Source organism: Brevundimonas mediterranea (assembly GCF_014196125.1).
GTDB classification, from domain to species: Bacteria; Pseudomonadota; Alphaproteobacteria; order Caulobacterales; family Caulobacteraceae; genus Brevundimonas; species Brevundimonas mediterranea.
The window spans coordinates 529,883-552,996 of sequence record NZ_JACIDA010000002.1; the positions used below are offsets into that span (position 1 = coordinate 529,883).

Consider the following 23,114-nt stretch of genomic DNA (forward strand, 5'->3'; position numbering starts at 1 on the left):
CTCGTCTATGGAGCGGCCATGACCGCCGAAAACAGCCCTGCGCCTCTGATCTCCGTCGTCGTGCCCGTCCATGACGAGGCGGGCGCCGCCGTGCCCCTGGCCCGCGAGATCGCGGCGGCCTTCGCCGGGCGATCCTATGAGATGATCTTCGTCGACGACGCCTCCAGGGACGCGACCCTGGCTGAGCTCAGGGCCGCCATGGCCGAACTGCCGGCCCTGCGGGTCCTGGCCCACGGGACCAATGCGGGCCAGAGCCGGGCGGTCCGCACCGGGGTGCTGGCGGCCCGCGCCCCCGTGGTCGTCACCATGGACGGCGACGGCCAGAACCCCCCGGCCGACGCCCCGCGCCTGGTCGACGCCCTGCTGGCCGCGCCGGCCGACGTCGGCCTGGTCGGCGGCCGCCGCGCCAAGCGCCAGGACAGCCAGGCCAAGCGCCAGGCCTCGATCTGGGCCAACCGCATCCGCCGCCGCCTGCTGGGCGACGACGCCGACGACACCGGCTGCGGTCTGAAGGCCTTCCGCCGCGACGTCTTCCTGCGCCTTCCCTATTTCGATCACATCCACCGCTATCTGCCGGCCCTGATGATCCGCGAGGGGTTCCGGAACCAGTACCTCGACGTGGACCACCGCCACCGCGAGACGGGCCAGTCGAAATACACCAACTGGGGCCGGCTGCGGGCCTCCTTCTCGGACCTGCTGGGCGTCATGTGGCTGAAGACCCGGTCGCGCCGTCCGGGCGCCATTTCGGAATTCTGACACGGCGAAACGCTCCGTCCCTTCGGCGGAGTTTGAGGCCCTTTGGAAGCGGAGGGCTGGGCGGGGCGCCGGGCCTTCGCCCGGAGTTTGGAGTGTTGAGTACCGTTTCGACGAAGGTTTGACGCCCCGCGCGGAAGGTTGGCCTGCAAGCTCGGGGCGCCGAGCGGTGGCGGTCTTATCGCCTAACCCCATAAGCCTGCGACGGGTCGGCAAGGTCTGCGAACCCTGTCCCGAGTGCGGCCGAGTATCCCCCTCGACCCTCCGGCGGCGCACCATGTGTCGCCGTCGGCGCGGAGGGATTTCACCCCCGCTCCCGTTCCATCCGCTCCCGCCGCCGCAAGGTCGCAGGCCTTACGAGCCCTCCAAGCGACGAGACCGGGGCGGATTATAGGGGGTGGGGGAACCCTGGCGGGAAAGTCGGGGCGAGAATCTGACAAGCCGTTGGAATTGCTGGGGGTGAGGCAGCGTCATTGTGACAGTTGGGTGGGATTGTTGATCACGTTCGGGCCCCCTCCGTCTCGCCGGCTTCGCCGGCGATCCACCTCCCCAAGGGGGGAGGAATGGGACGACGGAGATCCTCCCCCCTTGGGGGAGGTGGCGCGGCGCAGAGCGCCGTGACGGAGGGGGCGCGTCACCCCTCGCCGACGTCAAACGAAAAGGGCGGGACCTTGCGGTCCCGCCCTTCTGCCTTTCAGCCTGAGCTGGAGTGGCTTGGACTTAGAAGTCCATGCCGCCCATGCCGCCCATTCCACCCATGTCGGGGGCCGAGGAGCCGCCCTTCTTGGGGGCGTCGGCGACGGCCGCTTCGGTCGTGATCAGGATCGAGGCCACCGAGGCGGCGTCGGTCAGGGCGGTGCGAACCACCTTGGCCGGGTCGATCACGCCCATGGCGACCAGGTCGCCGTACTCTTCCGTCTGGGCGTTGAAGCCGTAGGTGGCGGAGCTGTTTTCCAGCACCTTGCCCACGACGATCGAGCCTTCGACGCCGGCGTTTTCCACGATCTGACGGATCGGGGCCTGGATGGCGCGACGGATGATGGCGATGCCGGCGGTCTGGTCGGCGTTGTCGCCGGTCAGGCCGTCAAGCGCCTTGGTCGCCTTCAGCAGGGCGATGCCGCCGCCGGGGACGATGCCTTCTTCAACGGCTGCACGCGTGGCGTTCAGGGCGTCGTCGACGCGGTCCTTCTTTTCCTTCACTTCGACTTCGGTCGAGCCGCCGACGCGGATGACGGCGACGCCGCCGGCCAGCTTGGCCAGACGTTCCTGCAGCTTTTCCTTGTCGTAGTCCGAGGTGGTGTCCTCGATCTGGCGCTTGATCTGGCCGATGCGGGCCTCGATCTCTTCCTTGCCGCCAACGCCGTCCACGATGGTGGTGTCGTCCTTGGTGATCGTGACTTTCTTGGCCTTGCCGAGCATGTCGATCGTGACGTTCTCAAGCTTGATGCCCAGGTCTTCCGAGATGACCTGGCCGCCAGTCAGGATGGCGATGTCTTCCAGCATGGCCTTGCGGCGATCGCCGAAGCCCGGAGCCTTGACGGCGGCGACGCGCAGGCCGCCCCGCAGCTTGTTGACCACCAGGGTGGCCAGGGCCTCGCCTTCGATGTCCTCGGCGATGATCACCAGCGGACGGCCCGATTGCACGACGGCTTCCAGGATCGGCAGCATGGCCTGCAGCGACGACAGCTTCTTCTCGAACAGCAGGATCAGGGGCTCTTCGAGTTGAACCTCCATCTTGTCGGCGTTGGTGATGAAGTAAGGGCTCAGGTAGCCGCGGTCGAACTGCATGCCTTCGACGACGTCCAGCTCGGTCTCGGCGGTCTTGGCTTCTTCAACCGTGATGACGCCTTCGTTGCCGACCTTGGCCATGGCCTTGGCGATCATTTCGCCGACTTCAGCGTCGCCGTTGGCCGAGATGGTGCCGACCTGGGCGATCTCGGAGTTATTCTCGACCTTCTTGGCCGAAGCCTTGATGTCGGCGAGGACGGCGGTGACGGCCTTGTCGATGCCGCGCTTCAGATCCATCGGGTTCATGCCGGCGGCGACGGCCTTGAGGCCTTCCTGCACGATCGATTGCGCCAGGACGGTCGCGGTGGTGGTGCCGTCACCCGCCTTGTCGTTCGTCTTCGACGCGACTTCGCGGATCATCTGGGCGCCCATGTTCTCGAAGGCGTCTTCCAGCTCGATCTCTTTGGCGACCGAGACGCCGTCCTTGGTCGAGCGCGGGGCGCCGAAGGACTTCTGGATCACGACGTTGCGGCCCTTGGGACCCAGGGTCACCTTGACGGCGTTGGCGAGCACGTTGACGCCGCGCAGCATCTTGTCGCGCGCGTCGGTGTTGAACTGTACGATTTTAGCGGCCATGCGGGCAGCTCCTATCTAGATGGATTGATTGAAGAAAATCGACCGTCGGGTGCTTACGAAAGCACGCCCAGGACGTCGGATTCCTTCATGATGATCAGGTCGTCGCCGTCGATCTTCACTTCCGTGCCAGACCACTTGCCGAACAGGATGCGGTCGCCGGCCTTCAGTTCCAGGGCGTTGACCTTGCCGGATTCGTCACGAACGCCGGGGCCGACGGAGACGACTTCGCCTTCCTGCGGCTTTTCCTTGGCGGTGTCGGGGATGATGATCCCGCCCTTGGTCTTGGATTCTTCTTCAACGCGCTTAACCAGCACGCGGTCGCCGAGCGGACGAAACGCCATCGGTTCTCTCCTTATGTACCCCCGGACGGGGGCGACTTGAAAACGGTGGGTCAGCCTCTCTTCGATCACCGTTTTGGCAGCCGACCGGTGAGAGTGCTAACGCGACCGGGAGGTAGTCAGAGGGCGGGGCGACGTCAAGCGGCAGGCCCGCTCTCGGTCTGCGAAACTTCCGCGACAAGTGAACCGAAAATGAATGGCGGGCTCCGAGGCCGTTCAAGCGGGGGCTGGCAGAACCGTCTCGACGCTGGATGCATTTCCTTCCTCGGAAACGCGGACCCGGCCCGAAAAATAAAAGGAGACGACCATGTCCAAGACGCTGAAGATCACCGCCGCCGTCGCCGCACCGGTGGTCGCCATGAGCCTGATGGCCGCCCCGGCCTCGGCGCAATCCCGTGATCGCGACCGCGACGACACCGCCCGCAACGCCCTGATCGGCGCGGCCGTCGGCGGCCTGGCCGGCGCCATCTACGGCAACGGCGACGGTCGTTATATCGCCGGCGGCGCCCTGGGCGGCGCGGCCATCGGCGCCGTGGCCTCCTCCTCGAACCGGGGTTCGGGCTGCGAATATTATCGCGGGGGCCAGTGCTACCGGAACCAGGGCCACTGGGAGCGCGAGCACGGCATCAATAGCCGCGACCCGCGCTGGGAGCAGCGCCGCGACTATCGCGACTATCGCCGTGAGCAACGCTACGAGCGCCGGGATGATCGTCGCGACTACCGCTACGACCGCCGCTGGTAGGCGACGGATTCGATGAAGAAAGGGCGTCCTGCGGGGCGCCCTTTTTTGTTAAGCCGCATCCTGGCGCGGCCCCCAGTGCGGGAAGGGATCCTCCAGCCTGGCCCAGCCCTTGGGCCCTCGCTCCATCTCGAACCGGGTCAGCAGAGCGGCGTCGAACATGGAGGTCAGCAGGTCGCGGTTCATGTCCTTGCCGATCAGGACGATTTCCTGACGGCGGTCGCCGTAGGGCTGACGCCAGACCGCCTCGATCGCCTCCAGCCATTCGGGATTGTCGTCGGGCCATCGGTCGCGCGGGGCCGAGGCCCACCACAGACCGCCCCATTCATGTTCCGTCACCGCCCCGGCCTGGCTCCAGGAGCCAACATAGTCCATCCGGCTGGCCAGCCAGAAGAAGCCCTTGGAACGCCAGACGCCGGGCCATTCCCTGTTCAGCAGGCCGTAGAAGCGCCGGGGATGGAACGGCCTCCGCGCCCGATAGACGAAGGTTGAGACGCCGTATTCCTCGGTCTCGGGCGTCACCTCGCCGCGCAGGGCCTGGGACCAGCCGGCGGCCTGTTCCGCCCGCTCCATGTCGAACAGGCCCGTGCCGATCACCTGATCCAGGGCGACGACGCCCCGCACCGCCTCGATGATCCGGGCGCGGGGATTGAACTGGGTCATCATCGCCCTCAGCGTTCCGAGCTGGGTCGCATCAAGCAGGTCGCACTTGTTCAGCACGATGACGTCGGCGAACTCGATCTGGTCGATCAGCAGATTGGCGACCGTGCGCTCGTCGTCCTCGCCCAGATGTTCGCCGCGGGTCTTCAGCCGGTCGGTCGAGGGATAGTCGCGGTGGAAGTTGAAGGCGTCCACCACCGTCACCATGGTGTCGATCCGGGCCAGATCCGACAGGCTGAAGCCGTCCTCGCCGCGGAAGTCGAAGGTGGCCGCGACCGGCATGGGTTCGGAAATCCCGGTGGATTCGATCAGCAGACAGTCGAACCGACCCTCGCGCGCCAGCTTGCCGACCTCGATCAGCAGATCCTCGCGCAGGGTGCAGCAGATACAGCCGTTGGACATCTCCACCAGCCGTTCCTCGGTCCGCGACAGGTCCGCCCCGCCGCCGTCCCGCACCAGGGCCGCGTCGATGTTCACCTCGCTCATGTCATTGACGATCACCGCCGCCCGCAGACCGTCGCGGTTCGACAGGATGTGGTTCAGCAGGGTCGTCTTGCCGGCCCCCAGGAAGCCGGACAGGACGGTGACGGGCAGTTTCTTGGACTCGGACACGAAGGCGCTCCACGGATGCTGCGCCGAGCTTGACCACAGCCGGGCGACTATGAGAGTGACGTTATAGTATAACACATACATTCAGCAAGGTTTTCCATGGCGGTCGGCTCAGTCGTCCAGGGGCAGGCGCCCACGGTCTTCACCACATTGTTCGAGCCGCAGGTGCGGATGGCGATCTGGTCCAGACCCAGCCCCATGCCGCCCGACGCCCCGCCCCCGGCCGACTTCACCGCCGAATGCGACGGGCGCTGGATCGCCCCATCGGGTCCGGCGCCCGAGTGGTTGCTGCAGGATATTCAGGGACTGGGGGAGATCGTGGCGGCGATCAGCGGATGCGAGACCTGGCGCGCGCGGTGCGAGACCTTGACCCGGCGCGCCTGCCCGCGGTTTCACCAGGACGCCGTTCCTGTGCGCCTGATCGTCGCCTACGAGGGGGCGGGGCCGGAATGGGCCTTCGCCGGCGAGATCGGCGAGGATCTGGACGGGCGCAACATCAGCACGCGCCGCCGGGTCCGCACCCTTCACCCCGGCGATGTCGCCGTCATGAAGGGCACGGCGCCGGGGTGGGAAGCCTGGCCGGCGTTTCCGGAGGTTCTGCACCGCTCGCCGCCGGCCGGGCGACGAGCCCCCCGGCGTGTCCTGACGATCGACGCCGCGTCGGCGTGAACCTCAGCCCATCAACCGCGTCATCAGGCCGGCGGTCGACGGATCCAGATCGGCGGACGGTCCGCCGGCGTGGACGTCCTTCAGGACGGCCTTGGCCAGGACCTTGCCCAGTTCGACGCCCCATTGGTCGAAGCTGTTGATGTCCCAGATCACGCCCTCGACGAAGGTCTTGTGCTCATAGAGGGCCAAGAGGGCGCCCAGGGTCTCGGGCGTCAGACGGTCCATCAGGATGGCGGTCGAAGGGCGATTGCCGGTGAAGGTGCGGTGGGGGGCGAGACGGGCCGCCTCCTCTTCCGACAGGCCCTGGGCCAGGCCTTCCGTCTTGGCCGCCTCGGTGGTCTTGCCCAGCATCAGGGCCTGACCCTGGGCCAGGGCGTTGGACCAGAGCGGGGATTCCGGCGCGTCGCCATGGGTTTTGGCCACGATCACGAACTCGGCCGGGACGATCTGGGGTCCCTGGTGAATCTGCTGGAAGAAGGCGTGCTGGCCGTTGGTGCCGGGCTCGCCGAAGACGACGGGGCAGGTCTGGCGCGTCACCGGGGTTCCGTCGCGATGCACCCGCTTGCCGTTCGACTCCATCTCCAGCTGCTGCAGGAAGGACGGCAGGCGACGCAGGGCGTGGGCGTAGGGGGCGACGGTGCGGGCCGGTCGGTTCAAACCATCGACGTTGAACACCTGAGCCAGGGCCAGCAGGATCGGCGCGTTCTGCTCCAGCGGGGCCGAGACGAAATGGTCGTCCATGGCCGCGGCCCCGGCCAGCATGGCCTCGAACACGTCCCAGCCCAGGGCGATGCCGCACGACAGGCTGACGGCCGACCACAGCGAATAGCGGCCGCCGACCCAGTCGCGGAAGGCGAAGGTGCGGCCGCAGCCGAAGGCCGCCGCCTTGTCCGGCGCCGCCGTCACGCCGATGAAGTGTTTGGTCATCCCCTCGGCGGGCAGGGCCGCCGCCAGCCAGGCCTTGGCGGCCTCGGCGTTGGCCAGGGTTTCCTGGGTGGTGAAGGTCTTGGACACGACCACGACCAGGGTGGTTTCGGGATCCAGGCCGGTCAGGGCCTCGGCCATGTCGCGCGGATCGATATTGGCGACGAAGCGAAGATCAATGGCGGGATCCAGCGGGCGCAGGGCGTCCCAGACCACGCGCGGTCCCAGGTCCGAACCGCCGATGCCGACGTGGACGATGGCCTCGAACCGCTTGCCCGTGGCCCCCGCCTCGGCGCCCGAGCGCACGGCGTCGGCATAGGTCTTCATGTCCGCCCGCACGGCGTCCACCTCGGCCGAGACCGGTTCGCCCAGAGCCTTGAAGTCAGCGCCGGCGGGGGCGCGCAGGGCGGGGTGCAGCACGGCCCGGCCCTCGGTCAGATTGACGGCCTCGCCCGCGAACAGGGCCGCGCGGCGCCCCTCGACGTCGCAGGCGCGGGCCAGATCCAGGCAGGCTTCGAAGCCAGCCTTGGTCCAGCTCTGTTTCGACAGGTCCAGATAAAGCCCCGCAGCCTCGACCGACATCCGAGCCAGCCGGTCGGGATCGGCGGCGAACTGCTGGTCGATACGGGTCGCGCCGGCCTCGGCGGCGGTGCGGTCGAAGGTCGTCCAGGCGTCGTCACGGGTCATCGGTCGTCCTCTGGGGGGAGAGAAGAAGGTAAACACTCGTTTACGGGTCGGGCGTATGTCGGTTCAACGTCCTAGCCGACGCTGAAACAGGAAGTCACCCTCATGTCCTGCGGCCTTGCTCTCACGATCGCCCTGGCTCTGTCCAATCCCGCCGTGGCCGTGGCGGCCGAACAGCCCCCTGCGGCGGTCGGGGCGCCGGTGTCGGTGGCGACCGAGCCCCTGTTCGCCGACATCGTCGCCCGGTCCGGCGCGCTGAAGGCTATGGTCGACGGCTGGGCGGCGGCCAAGGCGGCTGACCAGGCGGACTTCTTCACCAGCCAGGCCTTCACCGGCTTCAAGGCCCAGGCCGAACAGCTGGCGGCGCTCGACATGCAGGGCCACCTGATCCTGAAGGAACGCGGCACGGACGGCGATCTGAAATGCATCCTGCGCGGCATTTCCGAGGACATGCCGAAAAAGGTCCAGGCGGTTCAGGCGGCGGCCACGCCCGCCGACCGCGCCGTCGCCCTGTCGGAACTGTCCTATCTGCTGAACGACAATGTCGAGGTCATCACCGCCCCGCCGCAGCCGGAAGTCTAGGCTTCTTCGTCACCCGGCGGAGGCCGTCACGCCCCCTTCAGAGCCTCGATGACCACGCCTTCGGTCAATAGTTGCGGCAGGATGCGGGGCTCGCCGCCGTTCGCCGGATAGAGCAGATACAGGGGCACGCCCGAACGGCCGTGACGCTCCAGTTCGCGGGTGATGGCGTCGTCACGGCGGGTCCAGTCGCCGACCAAATAGACGGCGTTCGTCGCCTTCAGGGCCGCGGCGACGCGGGGCGAGGACAGGGCGGCGCGCTCGTTGATCTTGCAGGTCACGCACCAGTCAGCCGTGAAATTGACCAGGACCGGACGGCCTTCGGCCTGGGCGGCGCGGACGGAGTCGGCCGACCAGGGCGCGGAGGCCAGGGGACCGGACTCGGCGACCGAGGCCGCCCCCAGAACCGGCGCGCGACCGGCGATCACGGCCAGGACCAAAGCGGCCCCGAGCGCGATCAGGCTGAATCCGCCGGACAGGCGGGCGGATCGACCCAGGGCGCGCTGGGCCTGGGTCAGGCCGAACAGCCACAGGGCGAAGGCGGTGGTCAGGGCGGCCGCCATCAGCAGGGCCAGTCCCTCCGCGCCGGTCTGGCGTGAAAAGACCCAGACCAGCCACAGGGCCGCACCGTACATGGGGAAGGCCAGCAGGCCCTTCAGCCGATCCATCCATGGGCCGGGCCGGGGCAGGCGCCGCAACAGGCCGGGCGACAGGCTGACGGCCAGATAGGGCAGGCCAAGGCCGAGGCCCAGCATCAGGAAGATCAGCAACGCCGCCGGCCAGGGCATGAGAAGGGCCGCGCCCAAGGCCGCCGCCATGAAGGGGGCGGTGCAGGGGGCGGCGACGACCACGGCCAGAACCCCGGTGAAGAAGGCGCCCGCGCCGCCCGGCAGGCGCGACAGGGGACCGGCCCCGGCGCCCTGGAGCCCGGCGCCGACATGGAAGACGCCCGACAGGTTCAGCCCCACCGCCAGCATCAGCAGGGCGAGACCCGCGATCACCGCCGGCGACTGAAGCTGGAAGCCCCAGCCGACGGCCTCGCCCCCGGCGCGCAGGGCCAGCAGGACGACGGCCAGGACCAGGAAGGTCGCCAGAACTCCGGCGAGGAACAACAGGCCGTCGCGCCGCGCCTCGCGCGGCTGATGGGCCGAGGCGGCCAGGGCGGCGGCCTTCATGGCCAGAATGGGAAAGACGCACGGCATCAGGTTCAGGATCAGGCCGCCGACCAGGGCGAACAGGGCCGATTGCAGGATCAGGCCCAGGTTGAGCCGGGTTCCGGCGCTTGGGGCCTCGACCTCGCCGGACAGGGCCTTGCCGCCGGTGGTTCCGGCCAGGACCGCGCCGGGCTGGGCCGTGATCTCCCAGGCGCCGGCGTCGGTGGCCAGAACCCCCGAGATCGGACCGTTCAGACCCTTGGCCGTCAGGTCGCCGCCGGGGGTCAGGGTCAGGCTCAGCCCGTTCCGGCCGCTGTGGCCCGACTGGGCGGCGGCGTGGTCGATGATCCCGCCCTCGAACGGATAGAAATAGGCCTGGCTCAGGTCCGCCAGGGAGCCGCCCGTCGCCGACAGGGTCAGGACGCCGTTCTGCAGGGTGGCGCGGGCGTCCAGACCCGCCGGTCGCGGCGCGGCCTCCAGCACGGCCTGGATGGCGGCGCCATGGTCGGGATCCAGCGGCGGGGCGCCCTCGCGGATCGGCAGGTCCAGACGCAGGCTCATCTGCACCGGCACGCACATCTGGTCGCTGCACACCAGGAACAGGGCGTCGACGGTCAGGGGCAGGGTGGTTCCCGGCCGGGCCGAGGCCGGAACCTCGATCGGGACGGGCAGATAGACCTCGCCGGAATAGCCGTAGTTGACCAGGCTCATCAGCCGCTGGCGCGTGGGCAGGGGCCAGACGATCTCGCCGGCCTTGACCCCGGCCGGCAGACGCCAGTCCAGGGTGGTCGGCCCTCCGGAATCGCCGGGATTGCGCCAATAGGTGTGCCAGCCGGGCGCGATGGTCTGATGCACCGCCACCACGACGGTCGACCCCGGCGCGGCCCAGCGCGACAGGGGAACCAGTTCCGCCTCGATATTGTCGGCCCGTCGCGGACCGGGCGGCACGACCGCCGTCGCCTCGGCCGGACGGCTGACCGGCTGGGCTTCGGCGACGGACGGAACGCCCGGCAGCACGGACAGGCCGAGGCAAAACAGCAGGGCGTACAGGAAGGCGGTCGGGCGCATGACCTGCTTCTAGGCCCTGCGAACCGCTCTGTCAGCGTGTCCGATCAGCCGAGTTTCAGCGGCGCGGGTGGGCGTCCACGACGACTTCGGTGCGGCGACGCAGGGGCTCGGCCGTACCGCCCGCCGTGGTCGCGCCCGCATCGCCTGCGGCGCCCACGTCGAAGGCCGGCGAGGGCAGGCCCGCCGCGTTCAGGGCCTGGGCCACGGTCCGCGCGCGGCGCTGCGACAGGCTCAGATTGGCCTCGCTCGCTCCGGTCGCGTCCGCCAGACCCACCACCTGGATGCTGCGCACGTCGCAGGTCCGCAGCACGCCCGCCGCCGCATCGATGGCCTGGTCGGCCGCATCGGTCAGACGCGCCTCGCCCTCGCGGAAATAGATGTCGAACCGCACCGGCATGCACAGGGAGCCGCTGGTCACGATCTGATCCCGCCGCATCGGCGTCGCACAGGCTCCCAAGGCCATCATCCCACCGGCCAAGGCCAGAATTGTTATAGTTTTCATGACTATCCCCTGTGTCCCACCATCATCCTGCACACGAAAAAGGCGGCCCGTCCACGACGAACCGCCCTTCCCGAAACTCAAACCGGTCTCGAACCAGACTTGGGTCCGGTTCGAAGGTCACGGCTCAATAACGGCGTTGGCCGTTGTCCCAGTAGCACTCGTCCTGGCGGTTATCGTAGCAGTAGTAGGTGCGGCCTTGGCTGTCGCGGTAGCGCTGCTGGTTGTTGCGGTCCTGGTTCGAACCGCGGATCGCGCCCGCTGCGCCGCCCAGGGCGCCGCCGATCAGGGCGCCGGTGGCTGCGTTGCCGCCGCCGACATTGTTACCGATGACGGCGCCGGCGACAGCGCCGAGGCCGGCGCCGATGGCGCCCTGGCGCACGGTCTGGTTCGAGTTGCCGTAAGGGTCGCTCGCGCAGGCCGAAGCCAAAAGACCGGCGCCGGCGATCGCGATGATGGCCTTGTTCATGGTGAAATCCTCTATCCTGGGTTCGCCCCGAAGGCGATAACGCTGGAGTACGGCTCCGGTTCCCCTGTCTATCGTCGTTCTGCCGAAACGACTATGCTTAACCGGCGTGGGTCAGCCTGCGCAGTCCTTGGGGGGAAATGATGCGGTTTTCTGATGTGACGCGCGCCGCGACCGGCGCTGAAGGCCCGATCTGGGCGCGCAGCAAGAAGCGCAAGGCCTCGGCCGCGCCGCTGGTCAATGTGCTGGTGACCCTGCTGGCCCTGATCGGCGCCCTGACCCTGGTCTTGTCGATCAAGGAAAGATCCGTCCAGGCGGCGGGCCGGATGATGGACGGCTGGATCATGACCGGCTGGACCGAGGCGCAGAGACTGGCGGGACGCGCCCCCGAAGCCGCAGACGTCGCAGCCGACAAGGCGGGTCAGGCGACCGAAAGGACCGGCGACGCTCTGAAGGCCGGCGCCTCGACCGCCCGCGACGAACTGAAGCAATAGTCACGCTTGTCGGGAACAGGCGGGCCGTCTGGACGTTCGGCGGCCATGACCGACACCCTGAGTTCAGAACCCGACGCCGGCGCAGGCGAGTCGCGCGACGAGGCGGCGCGTGTTCTCACGCCCCATGCGCCGCTGGCCCGGGCGGTGATGCTGGTCAATCCCTTGTCCGGCAGCGTCGGCCCGCGCGCCGCTGCGGAGGCCGAGGCGATCCTGGCCGACTATGATCTGGAAACCCAGGTCGTGGTCCTGGAAGCCGGCAATTTCGACCAGGCCATCGCCGAGGCCTTCGCCGCCGCGCCCGACGTGATCTTCGTCCTGGCCGGCGACGGCACGGCGCGGTCGGTGGCGGCGAAGGCCAGGCCCGAGGGTCCGATGATCGCCCCCCTGCCGGGCGGCACGATGAACATGCTGCCCAAGGCCCTGTACGGCACGGCCGACTGGAAGCTGGCCCTGCGCCGCGCCCTGGAGGAGGGCGAGCCCCAATCGGTGTCCGGCGGCGAGGTGTCGGGGGAATACTTCTACTGCGCCGCCATCCTGGGCTCGCCGGCCCTGTGGGCGCCGGCGCGCGAGGCGATGCGGACCGGCAAGGTGAAACTGGCCTGGGCCTATGCGCGGCGGGCGTTGAAGCGGGCCTTCACCGGTCGGTTGAGGTTCAGTCTGGACGGCGGTCCCCGGCGCCGGGCCGAGGCCCTGGTGCTGATCAGCCCGATGATCTCCAAGGCCATGGAGGAGCCGAACGGGCTGGAAGCGGCGGCGATGGATCCGTCCGACGCCAGCCAGGCCTTCCGCCTGGCCGCCAACGCCCTGTTCAGCGACTGGCGCCATGATCCCGCCGTCTCGACCCGCCCGGCCAAGCGGATCGACGTCCGGGCCCGCTCCAAGATTCCGGCCGTGATAGACGGTGAACCTGTTCTGCTGAAATCCGAGGCGACCGTGCGATTCATTCCCAAGGCGTTCCGCGCCCTTGCGCCCCGGCCCCCCGCGGCCGAGGACAGTCTCTGATGGGGCGGGTTCTCCAGTTTTCGGACGTACATTTCGGATGCGAGCACAAGGGAGCGGTGGCGGCGGCGCTGGAGTACGCCCACGCCACGCCCAATGATCTGGTTCTCATCACCGGCGACATCACCCAGAAGGGCTATCCGGTCGAGTTCCGGGCGGCGGGCGAATGGATGCGGGCCATGCCGGAGCCGCGCTTCGTCATTGTCGGCAACCACGACGTCCCCTACTGGAGCCCGGTCGCCCGCCTGTTCCATCCGTGGCGCGCCTTCGAGACGGCGACGGGCTTTCCTGCTCACGACGGTCAGTTCTGCAACGACACGGTGATGGTGCGCGGCGTCGTCACCGCGCGCGGCTGGCAGGCGCGGCCCAACTGGTCGAAGGGGGTCATCGATCTGGACCAGACCCGACGGGCGGCTGAGGCCCTGCGTCAGGCGCCGATCGGGGCGCTGCGGATACTGGCCTGCCACCATCCGTTGATTGAGATGATCGGCACCCCGATGACCGGCGACGTCAAGCGCGGCGACGAGGCGGCCCTGATCTTCGCCGAGGCGGGGGTGGATCTGATCATGACGGGCCATGTCCATGTGCCCTTCGCCCTGCCCATCGATCTGGCGGACCGCTGCTCCTACGCCGTCGGCTGCGGAACCCTGTCGCACCGCGAACGGGGTTCGCCGCCGGGCTTCAACCAGGTGGACTGGGACGCCAGGACCATCACGGTCACGGCCCTGGCCTGGGACGGGCGGGACTACAGCCCGCATCAGGTCTGGCGGCTGCCGCGTCGTCAGGACACCCGCAAGGCCGCGACCGCGCCCAGCCCGAACAGGCCGGGCGAACTGGAGAAGGCGGCGGTCTGAGCCGTCTCGTCTCCCTTCGTGAGAGGCGCCGCCAATAGAGAAAGGGCCGGAACTTGCGTTCCGGCCCTTCTGCATTTTGTCGGTTCTGCGGGCCCTATAGTCGGGGGGCGCCGCGTCCGCGGAGTCCGCCGGCCACGAGGGCGATGACGAACAGGATGATGGCGATCACGGCGATGAATTTGGCGATCTCGAACGAAAAGTTCGCGATGCCCCCGAAGCCGAGGACGGCTGCGATCAAGGCCACGACCAGGAAGATAATTGCCCAGCGAATCATGGGTTTAGCTCTCCTGCGTTGATGTTTCCGACGGCGGCCTTGCAGCCGTTCGTCCCGTCGGAAGATCAACGATCACGGACGCAGGGCGTTCCGTGGCCTTCGCAGAATCCTCAGCGCCGACGGCGCCTTTTGGCGTAGCCGCCCTGGTCCATCTTCCGTTCGGCCACCATGCTGGCGACGATCGCGGCGAGTGCGGGATTACGCAGCAACAGGAAGGCCGCGCCCAGTCCGCCGACCGCGCCGATGATCGGGCGTTCGCGAACGATATGGATCAGCTTGCCGATCAGACCGTCGGGCGCATCCTCCTCGTCCTCCTCGTCGTGACTTTCGCCCTTCAGGAAGACGAGCGCGACGATCAGGGCGACCAGGGCGAACAGGGCGAAGGTGATGGCCGAGGCGCCCAGGGGCGTCGTCACCAGGCTGATGGCGTGGAAGATGGCGACGCCGAGAAACACCACGGCCAGAAAGACACTCGCGGCGACCACGCTGGTCGCCACGATGCGTTTGACGATGCCCTTGAACATCAGCGGCGACGGCCGGCCAGAAGCAGGCCCAGAACCACGCCGACGCCCAGGGCGATGGCGGTCGACTGGACCGGACGTTCCTGCACCCGCTCGACGATATAGCGCTGGGCCTCGTCCAGGCGTTCGGCGGCGTCGTCGTAATACTCGCGGCCGCGCACCCGGGCGGTGTCGTAATAGCCGCGCGCCTGGTCACGCACTTCCTCGCTCTTGGCCCGCAGCTTGGCCTCGGCCTCCTCGGCCTTTTCGCGCAGACGCTGGGTTTCTTCGCGGGCGCCGATCTTCAGATCCTCCTTGAGGGTCTTCAGGTCGGCCTTGATGTCTTCTCTAGCCTTGGTGGTGGCCATGGTGCGCGCTCCGGTTTCAAGCTTGGCAATAGAATAGGGGACCCCGTTTCGGAACGCTACACCCGGCGCGAGGTTCCCTTCGTCCACCCGTGATCCACGGCCTCGTCAGGCGCGTTTCGTCGTTCTAGATAGGGGAAATGACCGACCTGCTGTTCGCCCCCCGCACCGCCCCCACCCTGCCGATCACCGGCGACGACCGGCGCTTCCCGGTTCGCCGCATCCTGTGCGTCGGCCAGAACTACGCCGCCCATGCGCGCGAAATGGGATCGGACCCGGACAAGCAGTCCCCCTTCTTCTTTTCCAAGCCCGGCGACGCCCTGGTGTCGGACGGGGCCGACCCGGCCTATCCGTCGGCGACGGACAATCTGCATTTCGAGGCCGAACTGGTGGCGGCCATCGGCGAGGACGGGCGGATCGTGGGCTGGGCGGTCGGCTGCGACCTGACCCGGCGCGACCTGCAGGCCGAGGCGAAAAAGACCGGGCGGCCGTGGGACGCGGCCAAGGGGTTCGACCAGTCGGCCCCCTGCGGCGCTCTGACCCTGGGGCCGCTTCCGGCCCCGGCGGGGGTGATCGCCCTCAGCGTCAACGGCGAGACGAAACAGTCCAGCACCCTGGACGACATGATCCTGAACCCCGATCAGATCGTCGAGGCGGCCGGGAAACTGTGGTCGCTCCAGGCGGGCGACCTGATCTTCACCGGCACCCCGTCGGGCGTCGGACCCTTGGCGCGCGGCGACGCGGTGGTCGTGACCATCGACGGCCTGGCGCCCCTGAGCTTCAAGATCGTCTGATGATCCTGCACGGCTATTGGCGCTCGGGCGCAAGCTACCGGGTCCGCATCGCCCTGGGCCTCAAGGGCCTGGCCTATGAGACGGCGGCGCATGACCTGCGCAAGGGCGAGCAAAGGGCGGCCGATTATCTGGCGCTGAACCCTCAGGGCATGGTGCCGGCCCTGCAGGACGGCGATCACGTCGTCACCCAGAGCCCGGCCATTCTGGAATGGCTGGAGGAGGTTCATCCCGAGCCGGCCCTGTTGCCGAAGGGGCCGGCCGATCGGGCCCGTGTCCGGGCCATGGCCGCCCTGATCGGCTGCGACATTCATCCGCTGAACAATCTGCGCGTTCTCAGGTCGTTGCGCGAGGATTTCGGGGCGGACCAGGCCGCCGTTGACGCCTGGGCCGCACGCTGGATCGCGCCGGGCTTCGACGCCCTGGAGATCCTGGTGGGCCGCCACGGCCAGGGCTGGAGTTTCGGCGACCGGCCGGGCCTGGTCGACTGCTATCTGATGCCGCAGCTCTATTCCGCGCGGCGGTTCAACATGGCGCTCGAGACCTGGCCGGGGCTTCTGGCGGTGGAGGCGCGGGCGCTGGACCACCCCGCCTTCGGGGCGGCGCACCCGGATCGTCAGCCCGACGCCGACGCCTGATCCACCATACCGACGATCTCCAGGTAAGACTCGCGTAACGTCTCGCTCAACCTCCTTTAAGCTTTGGGGGTGCAAGATGGGAATGTGACGCATTCCCCCGCCACCCCTTCGGCGCCTTCGCCCATCGATCGCCTGGCTCTCGCCGTGGTGACCGAGCCGGGACGCGCCCTGAATCCGTTCATGGCCGCGCCGTCGGGCGCGCGCGAGGACGCCATGCGCTTCCTGTTGCAGACGGGCGCGGACGCCGGCGTCAAGATGATCGCGACCAAACCGGGCGGCGACGGCGAACGGCTGCTGGGCCAGGCCTGGCCCTTCCCCTCGCCCTTCCGCGTGACGGTTCAAACCGTGGCCCTGAGTGAAGGTCTGGATCGGGTCGAGGCGCGGGCGCGCCGGTCGCTGGAACGCATGGGCCTGCCGCGCGGCGAGGCCCTTCTGGTCAATAACGCCGCCGACCTGGCCGGGGCCGAGGGCCGCGCCCTGTGGGACCGGCTGCAATCCCTGAAGACCCGCGGCCTGTTCCGCAGCATCGGTTTCTGCGCCACGGTCGAGGACGGCCCGGCCCTGCTGGCGCGCCGGCTGGAGGCCGACGTGGTTCAGATTTCCTGCAATCTGCTGGACCAGCGGGCCGCCGCCGAAGGCGTGCTGGACGAGATCAAGGCCGGCGGCGCCGAGGTGCACCTGGCCTCGGTCTTCGCCGGCGGGCTTCTGTTCGCGGTCGGCGATGAATTGCCGCCCCATCTGGCGACCTACGCCCAGGCCCTGTCGCGGACGCGCCGGCGTCTGGCCGAACGGCGCTGCGATCCGATGCAGGCGGCCCTGGCCTATGCGTTTTCGCTGAAGGCGGTGGACCGGGTGGTCGCCAGCGTGGCCTCGGCGGCCGAACTGCGCGCCATCCTGGCCGCCGCCCATGCGCCGCGCCCCGACCTGAGTTGGCCGGAACTGGCGCTCGAGGCGCCGGCGGCCTTCACCGCCGACGCCCGCGCGCGGATCAGTAGCGCAGCGTGACCCCGACATAGGCCGAGCGGCCAGGCTCGCCGTAGCCCAGCACCTGCTGGTAGTGTTCGTCGGCCAGGTTCTCGATCCGGGCCGTCAGCGTGACCTTGTCCGTCAATTCATAGGCGGCGTTCAGATTGGCCGTGACGAAGCCCTCGCGGGCCACGGTCGAGAAGCCGCCGGAATCGTCCTGGTCGCCTTCCGCCCGCACCGTCAGCGCGCCCGAGACCCGGTCGCCCGTCCAGCCCAGGGTCGCCGAACCGGCATGCTCGGGCACACGCAACAGGCGGGCGCCCGTCGTGCGGTCCTTGGCGTCGGTCCAGGCATAGGCCAGCGTCAGGTCGAAGCCGGCGCCCAACAGCGCACGGCCTTCCAGCTCGAACCCGTCCGAACGGGTCTTGGCCACATTGATGTAGCGGCCGGCCGTATAGGTGATCTGGTCCTCGACGTTCAGGCGATACAGGGTCGCGCGACCGTCGAAGCGGCCATCGGCCGAGGCCCAGCCCAGGGCGATCTCGACGCTGTCGGCCGTTTCCGGCTGCAGCTCGGGCCAAGGCTGCGGCGCAAAGCAGAAGTCGCAGACCGCCTGGCTGACCGTCGGCGACTTGAAGCCGGTGCCATAGGCGCCCGACAGGACGAAGCCGCCGGCCAGATCATAGGCCGCCGAAACCCGACCCGTCGTCTTGGATCCGAAATCGTCGGTGTCGTCGTAACGCAGACCCCCGGTCAGGTTCAGTGCGCCGACGTCATACTGGGCCACGCCGAACACCGAGGTGATCGACAGGTCGCGCGACAGGCCCGACGACAGGGCCGCCGACGCCTCGTTGCGTTCGACGCCGAACGCATAGTCGATATCCTGTGTCGCGCCATTGGCCTGCCAACGATAGGCTTGGCGGTCGCCGGTGAAGGTCGAGCCGAAGCCGTCGCTGACCGAGCTGCGATCCAGATCCGACGCCGAGACGCTGAACTGATGGTTCAGGCCGAACGCCTTGGCGGCCACCCGGCCAAACCCCGACCATTGCTCGCTTTCCTGCGTATCGTCGGTGTCGGCCAGCGCATAGTTCGGCGCCGGGAAGCCGTCCAGATCGGCCTTCGACCTGTTCCAGCGCACCGAGCCGTCGACCTTGACCAGGTCCGAGAAGGCGTAGCGGCCCTTGGCGCCCAGGGTCGTGCTGCGGAAACCGTCGGCTTCGGGATTGCCGTCGGCCTCGTCGGCGGCGGAGATCCCGTCGGTGTCGAAGCGCGAGACATAGGCGCTGACGGCATAGGTCTCGTTGGCGACGCCGGCGGCCAGGCGGCCGCGCACGGTGTCGAAACTGCCGGCCTCGGCCTCGGCGCGCAGGCCCTCGATCTCCTTGGTGGTGAAGGCGATCACGCCGCCGATGGCGTCCGATCCCCACAGCGACGACTGCGGGCCGCTGAGCACTTCGATGCGCTCGATGTCGGCCAGCTCGAAGCTGGAGAAGTCATAGGCGCCGTTGGGCTCGGCCGCGTCGTTGACGGGCGCGCCGTCGACCAGGACCAGGGTCTTGCCGGGCGTCGCGCCACGCATCCGGACCTGAGCCACGCCGCCGAAGGCGCCGGAACGGGTCACCGACAGGCCGGGGACGTCCGACAGGATGTCGGCGGCGAAGATCGCGCCGCGCTGTTCGATGGTCTTGCCGTCGATGACGCGGGCGCCGGGCGTATCGGCGACGATGGCCGGGATGCGGGTGGCGGTGATGACGACGTCGTCCAGCTGGGTCGTGTCGCCAGAATCGTAGGGGGCGGCGAAGGCAGGCGCGGCGAAGGCGGCGGCCATCGCGGCCGTCGAGAGAAGAATGGAACGCTTCATTGAGCGAGATCCCCGTTTCGGTCCCGCGAATGCGCGCGAGAGACCGTCATGAGCGAGCCGACCCGCCAGACCGCGAGGGTCTGGACGGCGCAAGGTCGGGTCGCTGCGACGGTTAAGTCCCGCGCCTCTGTCTGGTCCCGGACAGCAGCGAGCGACACAGGCGGCCAGGTTTCCTGGCTTGCGGGTCAAAAACCGCCGTCCTCGCCTTCCCAGTCACCCAGTGGCGCCGAAGTCGTCAGACCCCGGACGGACGACGCTCTCGCCGCCTACAGTTGCGGGCACAGCCACGGTGTCTCACCGTGTTCCCTAAACCGCCTGGCGCGGCCTATCGCAGGGCCTCGCTCCACAGACAAGAGCCTTGCCGCTTCAGGGCGCCCAGCTAGGCGTGGCTGTGTCCTCGCTGCGACGGCAGCCCTGAGCGATCAGGGCGGTCTGCAGCGGTTCGATCCGGCCGATCACGCTCAAATAAAGCATCGTAGAAATTACCTGAGCCACCATTCCGGTCGCAGATACGATGTCGGTCGTCACGACCTGTCCCGCAGTTACCGCTGACCTCTCCATCGCCGACCCGGCAATCGCCAAAAAGCTTGTGAGCAAATGCGCCGCCCACCACCACCTTAGACGGACAGGATCTTTCAGAACCTTCCAGCGATCCGGCTCCATTGCGCCGCGCCAAACCTCGCTAATGACGGCGAAGGGTTTGAACAGGGCGGCGAACGGAATGAACCACCACCCGATCGCCCACTTCGGCGTGTTCTCAATCCCTCGCGAAAAGATGTGCGCGTTGGCATTGGAGCGATAGCTCCATTTCAAGGCCAGAATCCCGGCCACCAGACCGACAAGCAGAAGCGCCAGCCCCGAGCACATCAGCAATAGCTCGGCTGCCTGAGCCCCGTCCAAGACGTCGTACGGCCCAAGATAGGCGTCCACATCATAGCGCGACGCTATGGCGGCGTGCAGACCATAACCCAAAGCGCAACCGGCGCTGGCGACGATATTGATCGCCAGGGTGATCCGAAGGGCCTGGGTCAGTTTTCGGATGGGGCGGGGTTTGGTCGTCGGCAGGCCCATATTCGCTCCAAGGTTGCTCAACCGCACTTACAGACGCTCCTACCGTCAAGCCAGCAAATTGCTTGAGCCTTGAGGCGGCTTCCGTCACTTTCCGCGCCACATGAACGCCCCTGTCTCTCCCTCTCCCGAAATCGCCGCCTCACTTGAGGGGGCGACGCCCTTCATGGCGCAGTATCTGACGGCCAAGGCCGGCCAGCCGGACGCCATACTCTTCTTCCGCATGGGGGATTTCTACGAGCTGTTCTTCAGGGACGCCGAGGTGGCGGCGGCGGCCCTGGGCATCACCCTGACCAAGCGGGGCAAGCACCAGGGCGAGGACATCCCCATGGCCGGGGTGCCGGTTCACGCCATGGAGGGCTATCTGGCCCGGCTGATCCGCCTGGGCCACAAGGTCGCCATCTGCGAACAGCTGGAAGACCCGGCCGAGGCCAAGAAGCGCGGCGGCAAGGCGGTGGTCCATCGCGGCGTGGTGCGAGTGGTGACGCCCGGCACCCTGACCGAGGACAGTCTGCTGGACGCGCGCGGCGCCAACCGGCTGGCGGCGGTCGCGGTGCGCAAGGGCCGGGCGGCCGTGGCGGTGGTGGAACTGTCGTCCGGCGCCGTGGACAGTGTCGCCTGTGCGCTGGAGGACCTGGGTGCGGCGCTCGCCGCGTTTCGGCCGTCCGAGGTTCTGGTCACGGACCGGATGTATTCCGACCCGACGACGCGAGACGCCCTGGACGGGTCCGGCGGCGTGGTTCAGGCCCTGGCCTCGGCCATCGCCGAACCCCAGGCGGCGCGGGCGCGGGTCGAGCGGCTGTATGCGGTGGCGGCCCTGGACGGCTTCGGCGCCTTCGAGGAGGCCGAGGTCTCGGCCCTGGGCCTGATCGCCGCCTATCTGGAGACGACCCAGGCCGGCAAGGTTCCGGCCCTGGCCCCGCCGCGCCGGCTGGGCGAGAGCGGCTTCCTGGCCATCGATCCGGCCACGCGCACCAGTCTGGAGATCGACCGGACGCAGCGGGGCGAACGCGAAGGCTCGCTGCTGGCCTGTATCGACCGCACCGTCACCTCGGGCGGAGCCCGGGCCCTGGCGGAACGGATCGCCCGGCCGCTGCGCGATCCGCTGGCGATCAACGAACAGCTCGACGCGGTCGAGTGGCTGCTGGAGCGGCGCGATCTGCGCCGCAACCTGCGCGAGGGGCTGAAGGCCTCCTCGGACATCGCCCGCGCGGTCGGGCGGCTGGCCTTGGGACGCGGCGGTCCGCGCGATCTGGCGGCGGTGCGGGTCGGCCTGACCATAGCGGAGGGGGTGGCCGGCCTGTTCATCGGCCAGGTGGATCCGATCACCGGTCAGCCGCGCCGCATCGCCCTGGCCCTGGACCGGCTGAGCCTGTCGCCCGACGTGTCGCGGCTGAAGGCCGATCTGATCGACGGCCTGGTGGACGAGCCGTCGCATCTGGCGCGCGACGGCGGCTTCGTGCGCCCCGACTATCGCCCCGAACTGGACGCCGCCCGCACCCTGCGCGACGACAGCCGCCGGGTCGTGGCCGATCTGGAGGCGCGGGCCGTGGCGGAGTCGGGCGTGGCCTTCAAGGTCAAGCACAACGCCGTCCTGGGCTATTTCCTGGAGACCTCGGCCAAGGCGGCGGAAGGCCTGCTGCGCGCCGGACCGGACAGTCCCTTCATCCATCGCCAGACCCTGGCCAGCCAGGTGCGGTTCACCACGGTCGAACTGTCGGAGCTGGACGCCAGGATCAGCCAGGCCGGCCATCGCGCCCTGGCCATCGAGGCCGAGACCTTCGAGACCTGGCGACGCGAGGTCGCCCGTCTGGCCCAGCCGCTGCAGGCGGTCGCCGAGGCCCTGGCCGAACTGGACGCCCACGCGGCCCTGGCGGAATGGGCGCAGGAAGTGGGGGCCACCCGGCCGGTGGTGGACGACACCCTGGTCTTTTCCGTCGAGGCCGGGCGGCATCCGGTGGTCGAGGCGGCGGTCAAGGCGGCCGGCGATCCCTATACGCCCAACAATGCGCGGCTGGACGGCTCCGGATCGGATTGCGCGCGCCTGGCCATCGTCACCGGGCCGAACATGGCCGGTAAATCCACCTTCCTGCGCCAGAACGCCTTGCTGGTGATCCTGGCCCAGGCCGGGGCTTTCGTGCCGGCGCGGTCGATGCGTCTGGGCGTGGTCGACCGGCTGTTCAGCCGCGTCGGGGCGGGCGACGATCTGGCGCGGGGGCGGTCCACCTTCATGATGGAGATGGTCGAGACCGCCGCCATCCTGACCCAGGCCACGCCGCGCAGCTTTGTCGTTCTGGATGAGATCGGCCGCGGCACCGCAACCTATGACGGCCTGGCCATCGCCTGGGCCACGGCCGAGGCCCTGCACGAGACCAACCGTGCGCGCACCCTGTTCGCCACCCATTATCACGAGCTGGCCCAGCTGGAGACGCGGCTGGACCATGTCTGCAACCTGTCCATGGTCGCCAAGGAGTGGAACGGCGACCTGGTCTTCCTGCACGAGGCGGCGCCGGGGGCGGCCGACCGGTCCTATGGGGTGCAGGTGGCCAAACTGGCGGGCGTGCCGGGGGCCGTGGTCGCCCGCGCAAGATCCGTTCTCGAACGGCTGGAAGGCGAGAAGGCGGCCACCGCCCGTCTGGACGACCTGCCTCTGTTCGCCCTGGCGGAACCGGCCCCGGTCTTCGCCCCCTCGCCGGTCGAGACGGCGCTTGGGGCCGTGGACCCTGACGCCCTGACCCCGCGCGAGGCGCTGGAGGCCCTCTACAGGCTCAAGGGAATGCTCACATCGAGATGAGATC

23 protein-coding genes and 1 riboswitch are annotated in these 23,114 nt (G+C 68.7%); of the genes, 11 read left to right on the forward strand and 12 right to left on the reverse strand.

Annotated elements, in window-relative coordinates; genetic code table 11:
* Positions 1–18 precede the first annotated feature (18 nt).
* The gene (locus GGR11_RS11400) at positions 19–756 is read left to right on the forward strand and encodes a glycosyltransferase family 2 protein (protein WP_183197096.1); all 738 of its coding nucleotides are present in this window, start codon (positions 19–21) and stop codon (positions 754–756) included.
* A gap of 717 nt (positions 757–1,473) precedes the next feature.
* On the opposite strand, the gene groL is transcribed toward GGR11_RS11400, so the two are convergent.
* Positions 1,474–3,117 carry a chaperonin GroEL gene (groL, locus tag GGR11_RS11405; protein ID WP_008264422.1) on the reverse strand — a complete coding sequence of 548 codons (1,644 nt, stop codon included), beginning with the start codon at positions 3,115–3,117 and terminating at the stop codon, positions 1,474–1,476.
* A 53-nt stretch (positions 3,118–3,170) separates the two neighbouring features.
* Positions 3,171–3,458, reverse strand: a complete 288-nt coding sequence (gene groES, locus GGR11_RS11410) for a co-chaperone GroES (RefSeq protein ID WP_008259448.1) — start codon at positions 3,456–3,458, stop codon at positions 3,171–3,173.
* Positions 3,459–3,762: 304 nt separating this feature from the next.
* Here groES and GGR11_RS11415 point away from each other — a divergent pair, with 304 nt between their 5' ends.
* Complete coding sequence (locus GGR11_RS11415; RefSeq protein ID WP_183197098.1) at positions 3,763–4,197, forward strand: hypothetical protein; 435 nt, start codon at positions 3,763–3,765, stop codon at positions 4,195–4,197.
* 48 nt (positions 4,198–4,245) lie between these two features.
* Here GGR11_RS11415 and zigA read toward each other — a convergent pair whose 3' ends face one another.
* On the reverse strand, positions 4,246–5,466 hold the full coding sequence (gene zigA, locus GGR11_RS11420) for a zinc metallochaperone GTPase ZigA (RefSeq protein ID WP_183197100.1): 1,221 nt from the start codon (positions 5,464–5,466) through the stop codon (positions 4,246–4,248).
* A 96-nt stretch (positions 5,467–5,562) separates the two neighbouring features.
* On the opposite strand from zigA, the gene GGR11_RS11425 reads away from it, so the two are divergent.
* Complete coding sequence (locus GGR11_RS11425; RefSeq protein ID WP_183197102.1) at positions 5,563–6,132, forward strand: DUF1826 domain-containing protein; 570 nt, start codon at positions 5,563–5,565, stop codon at positions 6,130–6,132.
* A 3-nt stretch (positions 6,133–6,135) separates the two neighbouring features.
* On the opposite strand, the gene pgi is transcribed toward GGR11_RS11425, so the two are convergent.
* Positions 6,136–7,743, reverse strand: coding sequence for a glucose-6-phosphate isomerase (gene pgi, locus GGR11_RS11430; RefSeq protein WP_183197104.1), 1,608 nt, complete (start codon positions 7,741–7,743; stop codon positions 6,136–6,138).
* A 102-nt stretch (positions 7,744–7,845) separates the two neighbouring features.
* Here pgi and GGR11_RS11435 point away from each other — a divergent pair, with 102 nt between their 5' ends.
* Positions 7,846–8,322, forward strand: a complete 477-nt coding sequence (locus tag GGR11_RS11435) for a hypothetical protein (protein WP_183197106.1) — start codon at positions 7,846–7,848, stop codon at positions 8,320–8,322.
* A 26-nt stretch (positions 8,323–8,348) separates the two neighbouring features.
* Here the strand turns inward: GGR11_RS11435 and GGR11_RS11440 are convergent, their stop codons facing one another.
* The 3 genes from GGR11_RS11440 to GGR11_RS11450 form a co-directional block, all read right to left on the reverse strand.
* The gene (locus GGR11_RS11440) at positions 8,349–10,541 is read right to left on the reverse strand and encodes a protein-disulfide reductase DsbD family protein (protein WP_183197108.1); all 2,193 of its coding nucleotides are present in this window, start codon (positions 10,539–10,541) and stop codon (positions 8,349–8,351) included.
* A 55-nt stretch (positions 10,542–10,596) separates the two neighbouring features.
* Complete coding sequence (locus GGR11_RS11445) at positions 10,597–11,043, reverse strand: OmpA family protein (protein ID WP_183197110.1); 447 nt, start codon at positions 11,041–11,043, stop codon at positions 10,597–10,599.
* A gap of 124 nt (positions 11,044–11,167) precedes the next feature.
* Complete coding sequence (locus GGR11_RS11450) at positions 11,168–11,509, reverse strand: glycine zipper domain-containing protein (protein ID WP_183197112.1); 342 nt, start codon at positions 11,507–11,509, stop codon at positions 11,168–11,170.
* Positions 11,510–11,646: 137 nt separating this feature from the next.
* On the opposite strand from GGR11_RS11450, the gene GGR11_RS11455 reads away from it, so the two are divergent.
* From GGR11_RS11455 to GGR11_RS11465, 3 genes are read left to right on the forward strand one after another with little or no spacing between them, the layout of a single operon-like run.
* Complete coding sequence (locus tag GGR11_RS11455) at positions 11,647–12,000, forward strand: hypothetical protein (protein ID WP_183197115.1); 354 nt, start codon at positions 11,647–11,649, stop codon at positions 11,998–12,000.
* A gap of 45 nt (positions 12,001–12,045) precedes the next feature.
* Complete coding sequence (locus tag GGR11_RS11460) at positions 12,046–13,002, forward strand: diacylglycerol/lipid kinase family protein (RefSeq protein ID WP_183197117.1); 957 nt, start codon at positions 12,046–12,048, stop codon at positions 13,000–13,002.
* Positions 13,002–13,853 carry a metallophosphoesterase family protein gene (locus tag GGR11_RS11465; RefSeq protein WP_183197119.1) on the forward strand — a complete coding sequence of 284 codons (852 nt, stop codon included), beginning with the start codon at positions 13,002–13,004 and terminating at the stop codon, positions 13,851–13,853. The genes GGR11_RS11460 and GGR11_RS11465 overlap by 1 nt, the downstream gene beginning before the upstream one ends.
* Before the next feature lie 94 nt (positions 13,854–13,947).
* On the opposite strand, the gene GGR11_RS11470 is transcribed toward GGR11_RS11465, so the two are convergent.
* The 3 genes from GGR11_RS11470 to GGR11_RS11480 form a co-directional block, all read right to left on the reverse strand.
* Positions 13,948–14,127 carry a DUF1328 domain-containing protein gene (locus tag GGR11_RS11470; protein ID WP_008262305.1) on the reverse strand — a complete coding sequence of 60 codons (180 nt, stop codon included), beginning with the start codon at positions 14,125–14,127 and terminating at the stop codon, positions 13,948–13,950.
* A 110-nt stretch (positions 14,128–14,237) separates the two neighbouring features.
* The gene (locus tag GGR11_RS11475; RefSeq protein ID WP_183197122.1) at positions 14,238–14,651 is read right to left on the reverse strand and encodes a hypothetical protein; all 414 of its coding nucleotides are present in this window, start codon (positions 14,649–14,651) and stop codon (positions 14,238–14,240) included.
* Positions 14,651–14,995, reverse strand: a complete 345-nt coding sequence (locus GGR11_RS11480; RefSeq protein ID WP_008260669.1) for a glycine zipper domain-containing protein — start codon at positions 14,993–14,995, stop codon at positions 14,651–14,653. The genes GGR11_RS11475 and GGR11_RS11480 overlap by 1 nt, the downstream gene beginning before the upstream one ends.
* Before the next feature lie 137 nt (positions 14,996–15,132).
* Here GGR11_RS11480 and GGR11_RS11485 point away from each other — a divergent pair, with 137 nt between their 5' ends.
* The 3 genes from GGR11_RS11485 (at position 15,133) to GGR11_RS11495 (ending at position 17,426) form a co-directional block, all read left to right on the forward strand.
* Positions 15,133–15,786, forward strand: a complete 654-nt coding sequence (locus GGR11_RS11485) for a fumarylacetoacetate hydrolase family protein (protein WP_183197124.1) — start codon at positions 15,133–15,135, stop codon at positions 15,784–15,786.
* Positions 15,786–16,421: a maleylacetoacetate isomerase gene (gene maiA, locus GGR11_RS11490; protein WP_183197126.1), complete on the forward strand. Its 636-nt coding sequence runs from the start codon at positions 15,786–15,788 to the stop codon at positions 16,419–16,421. The genes GGR11_RS11485 and maiA overlap by 1 nt, the downstream gene beginning before the upstream one ends.
* Before the next feature lie 84 nt (positions 16,422–16,505).
* Positions 16,506–17,426: an aldo/keto reductase gene (locus GGR11_RS11495; RefSeq protein ID WP_183197127.1), complete on the forward strand. Its 921-nt coding sequence runs from the start codon at positions 16,506–16,508 to the stop codon at positions 17,424–17,426.
* On the opposite strand, the gene GGR11_RS11500 is transcribed toward GGR11_RS11495, so the two are convergent.
* Positions 17,410–19,248, reverse strand: a complete 1,839-nt coding sequence (locus GGR11_RS11500; protein ID WP_183197129.1) for a TonB-dependent receptor plug domain-containing protein — start codon at positions 19,246–19,248, stop codon at positions 17,410–17,412. The genes GGR11_RS11495 and GGR11_RS11500 overlap by 17 nt on opposite strands.
* 145 nt (positions 19,249–19,393) lie before the next feature.
* A riboswitch (cobalamin riboswitch) is annotated at positions 19,394–19,579 on the reverse strand.
* Between the two features lie 35 nt (positions 19,580–19,614).
* On the reverse strand, positions 19,615–20,319 hold the full coding sequence (locus GGR11_RS11505) for a DUF4328 domain-containing protein (protein ID WP_183197131.1): 705 nt from the start codon (positions 20,317–20,319) through the stop codon (positions 19,615–19,617).
* A 100-nt stretch (positions 20,320–20,419) separates the two neighbouring features.
* Between GGR11_RS11505 and mutS the strand changes: the two genes are divergently transcribed.
* Entirely contained in the window at positions 20,420–23,110 is a 2,691-nt protein-coding gene (gene mutS / locus GGR11_RS11510) for a DNA mismatch repair protein MutS (protein ID WP_183197133.1), read from the forward strand.
* Positions 23,111–23,114 lie beyond the last annotated feature (4 nt).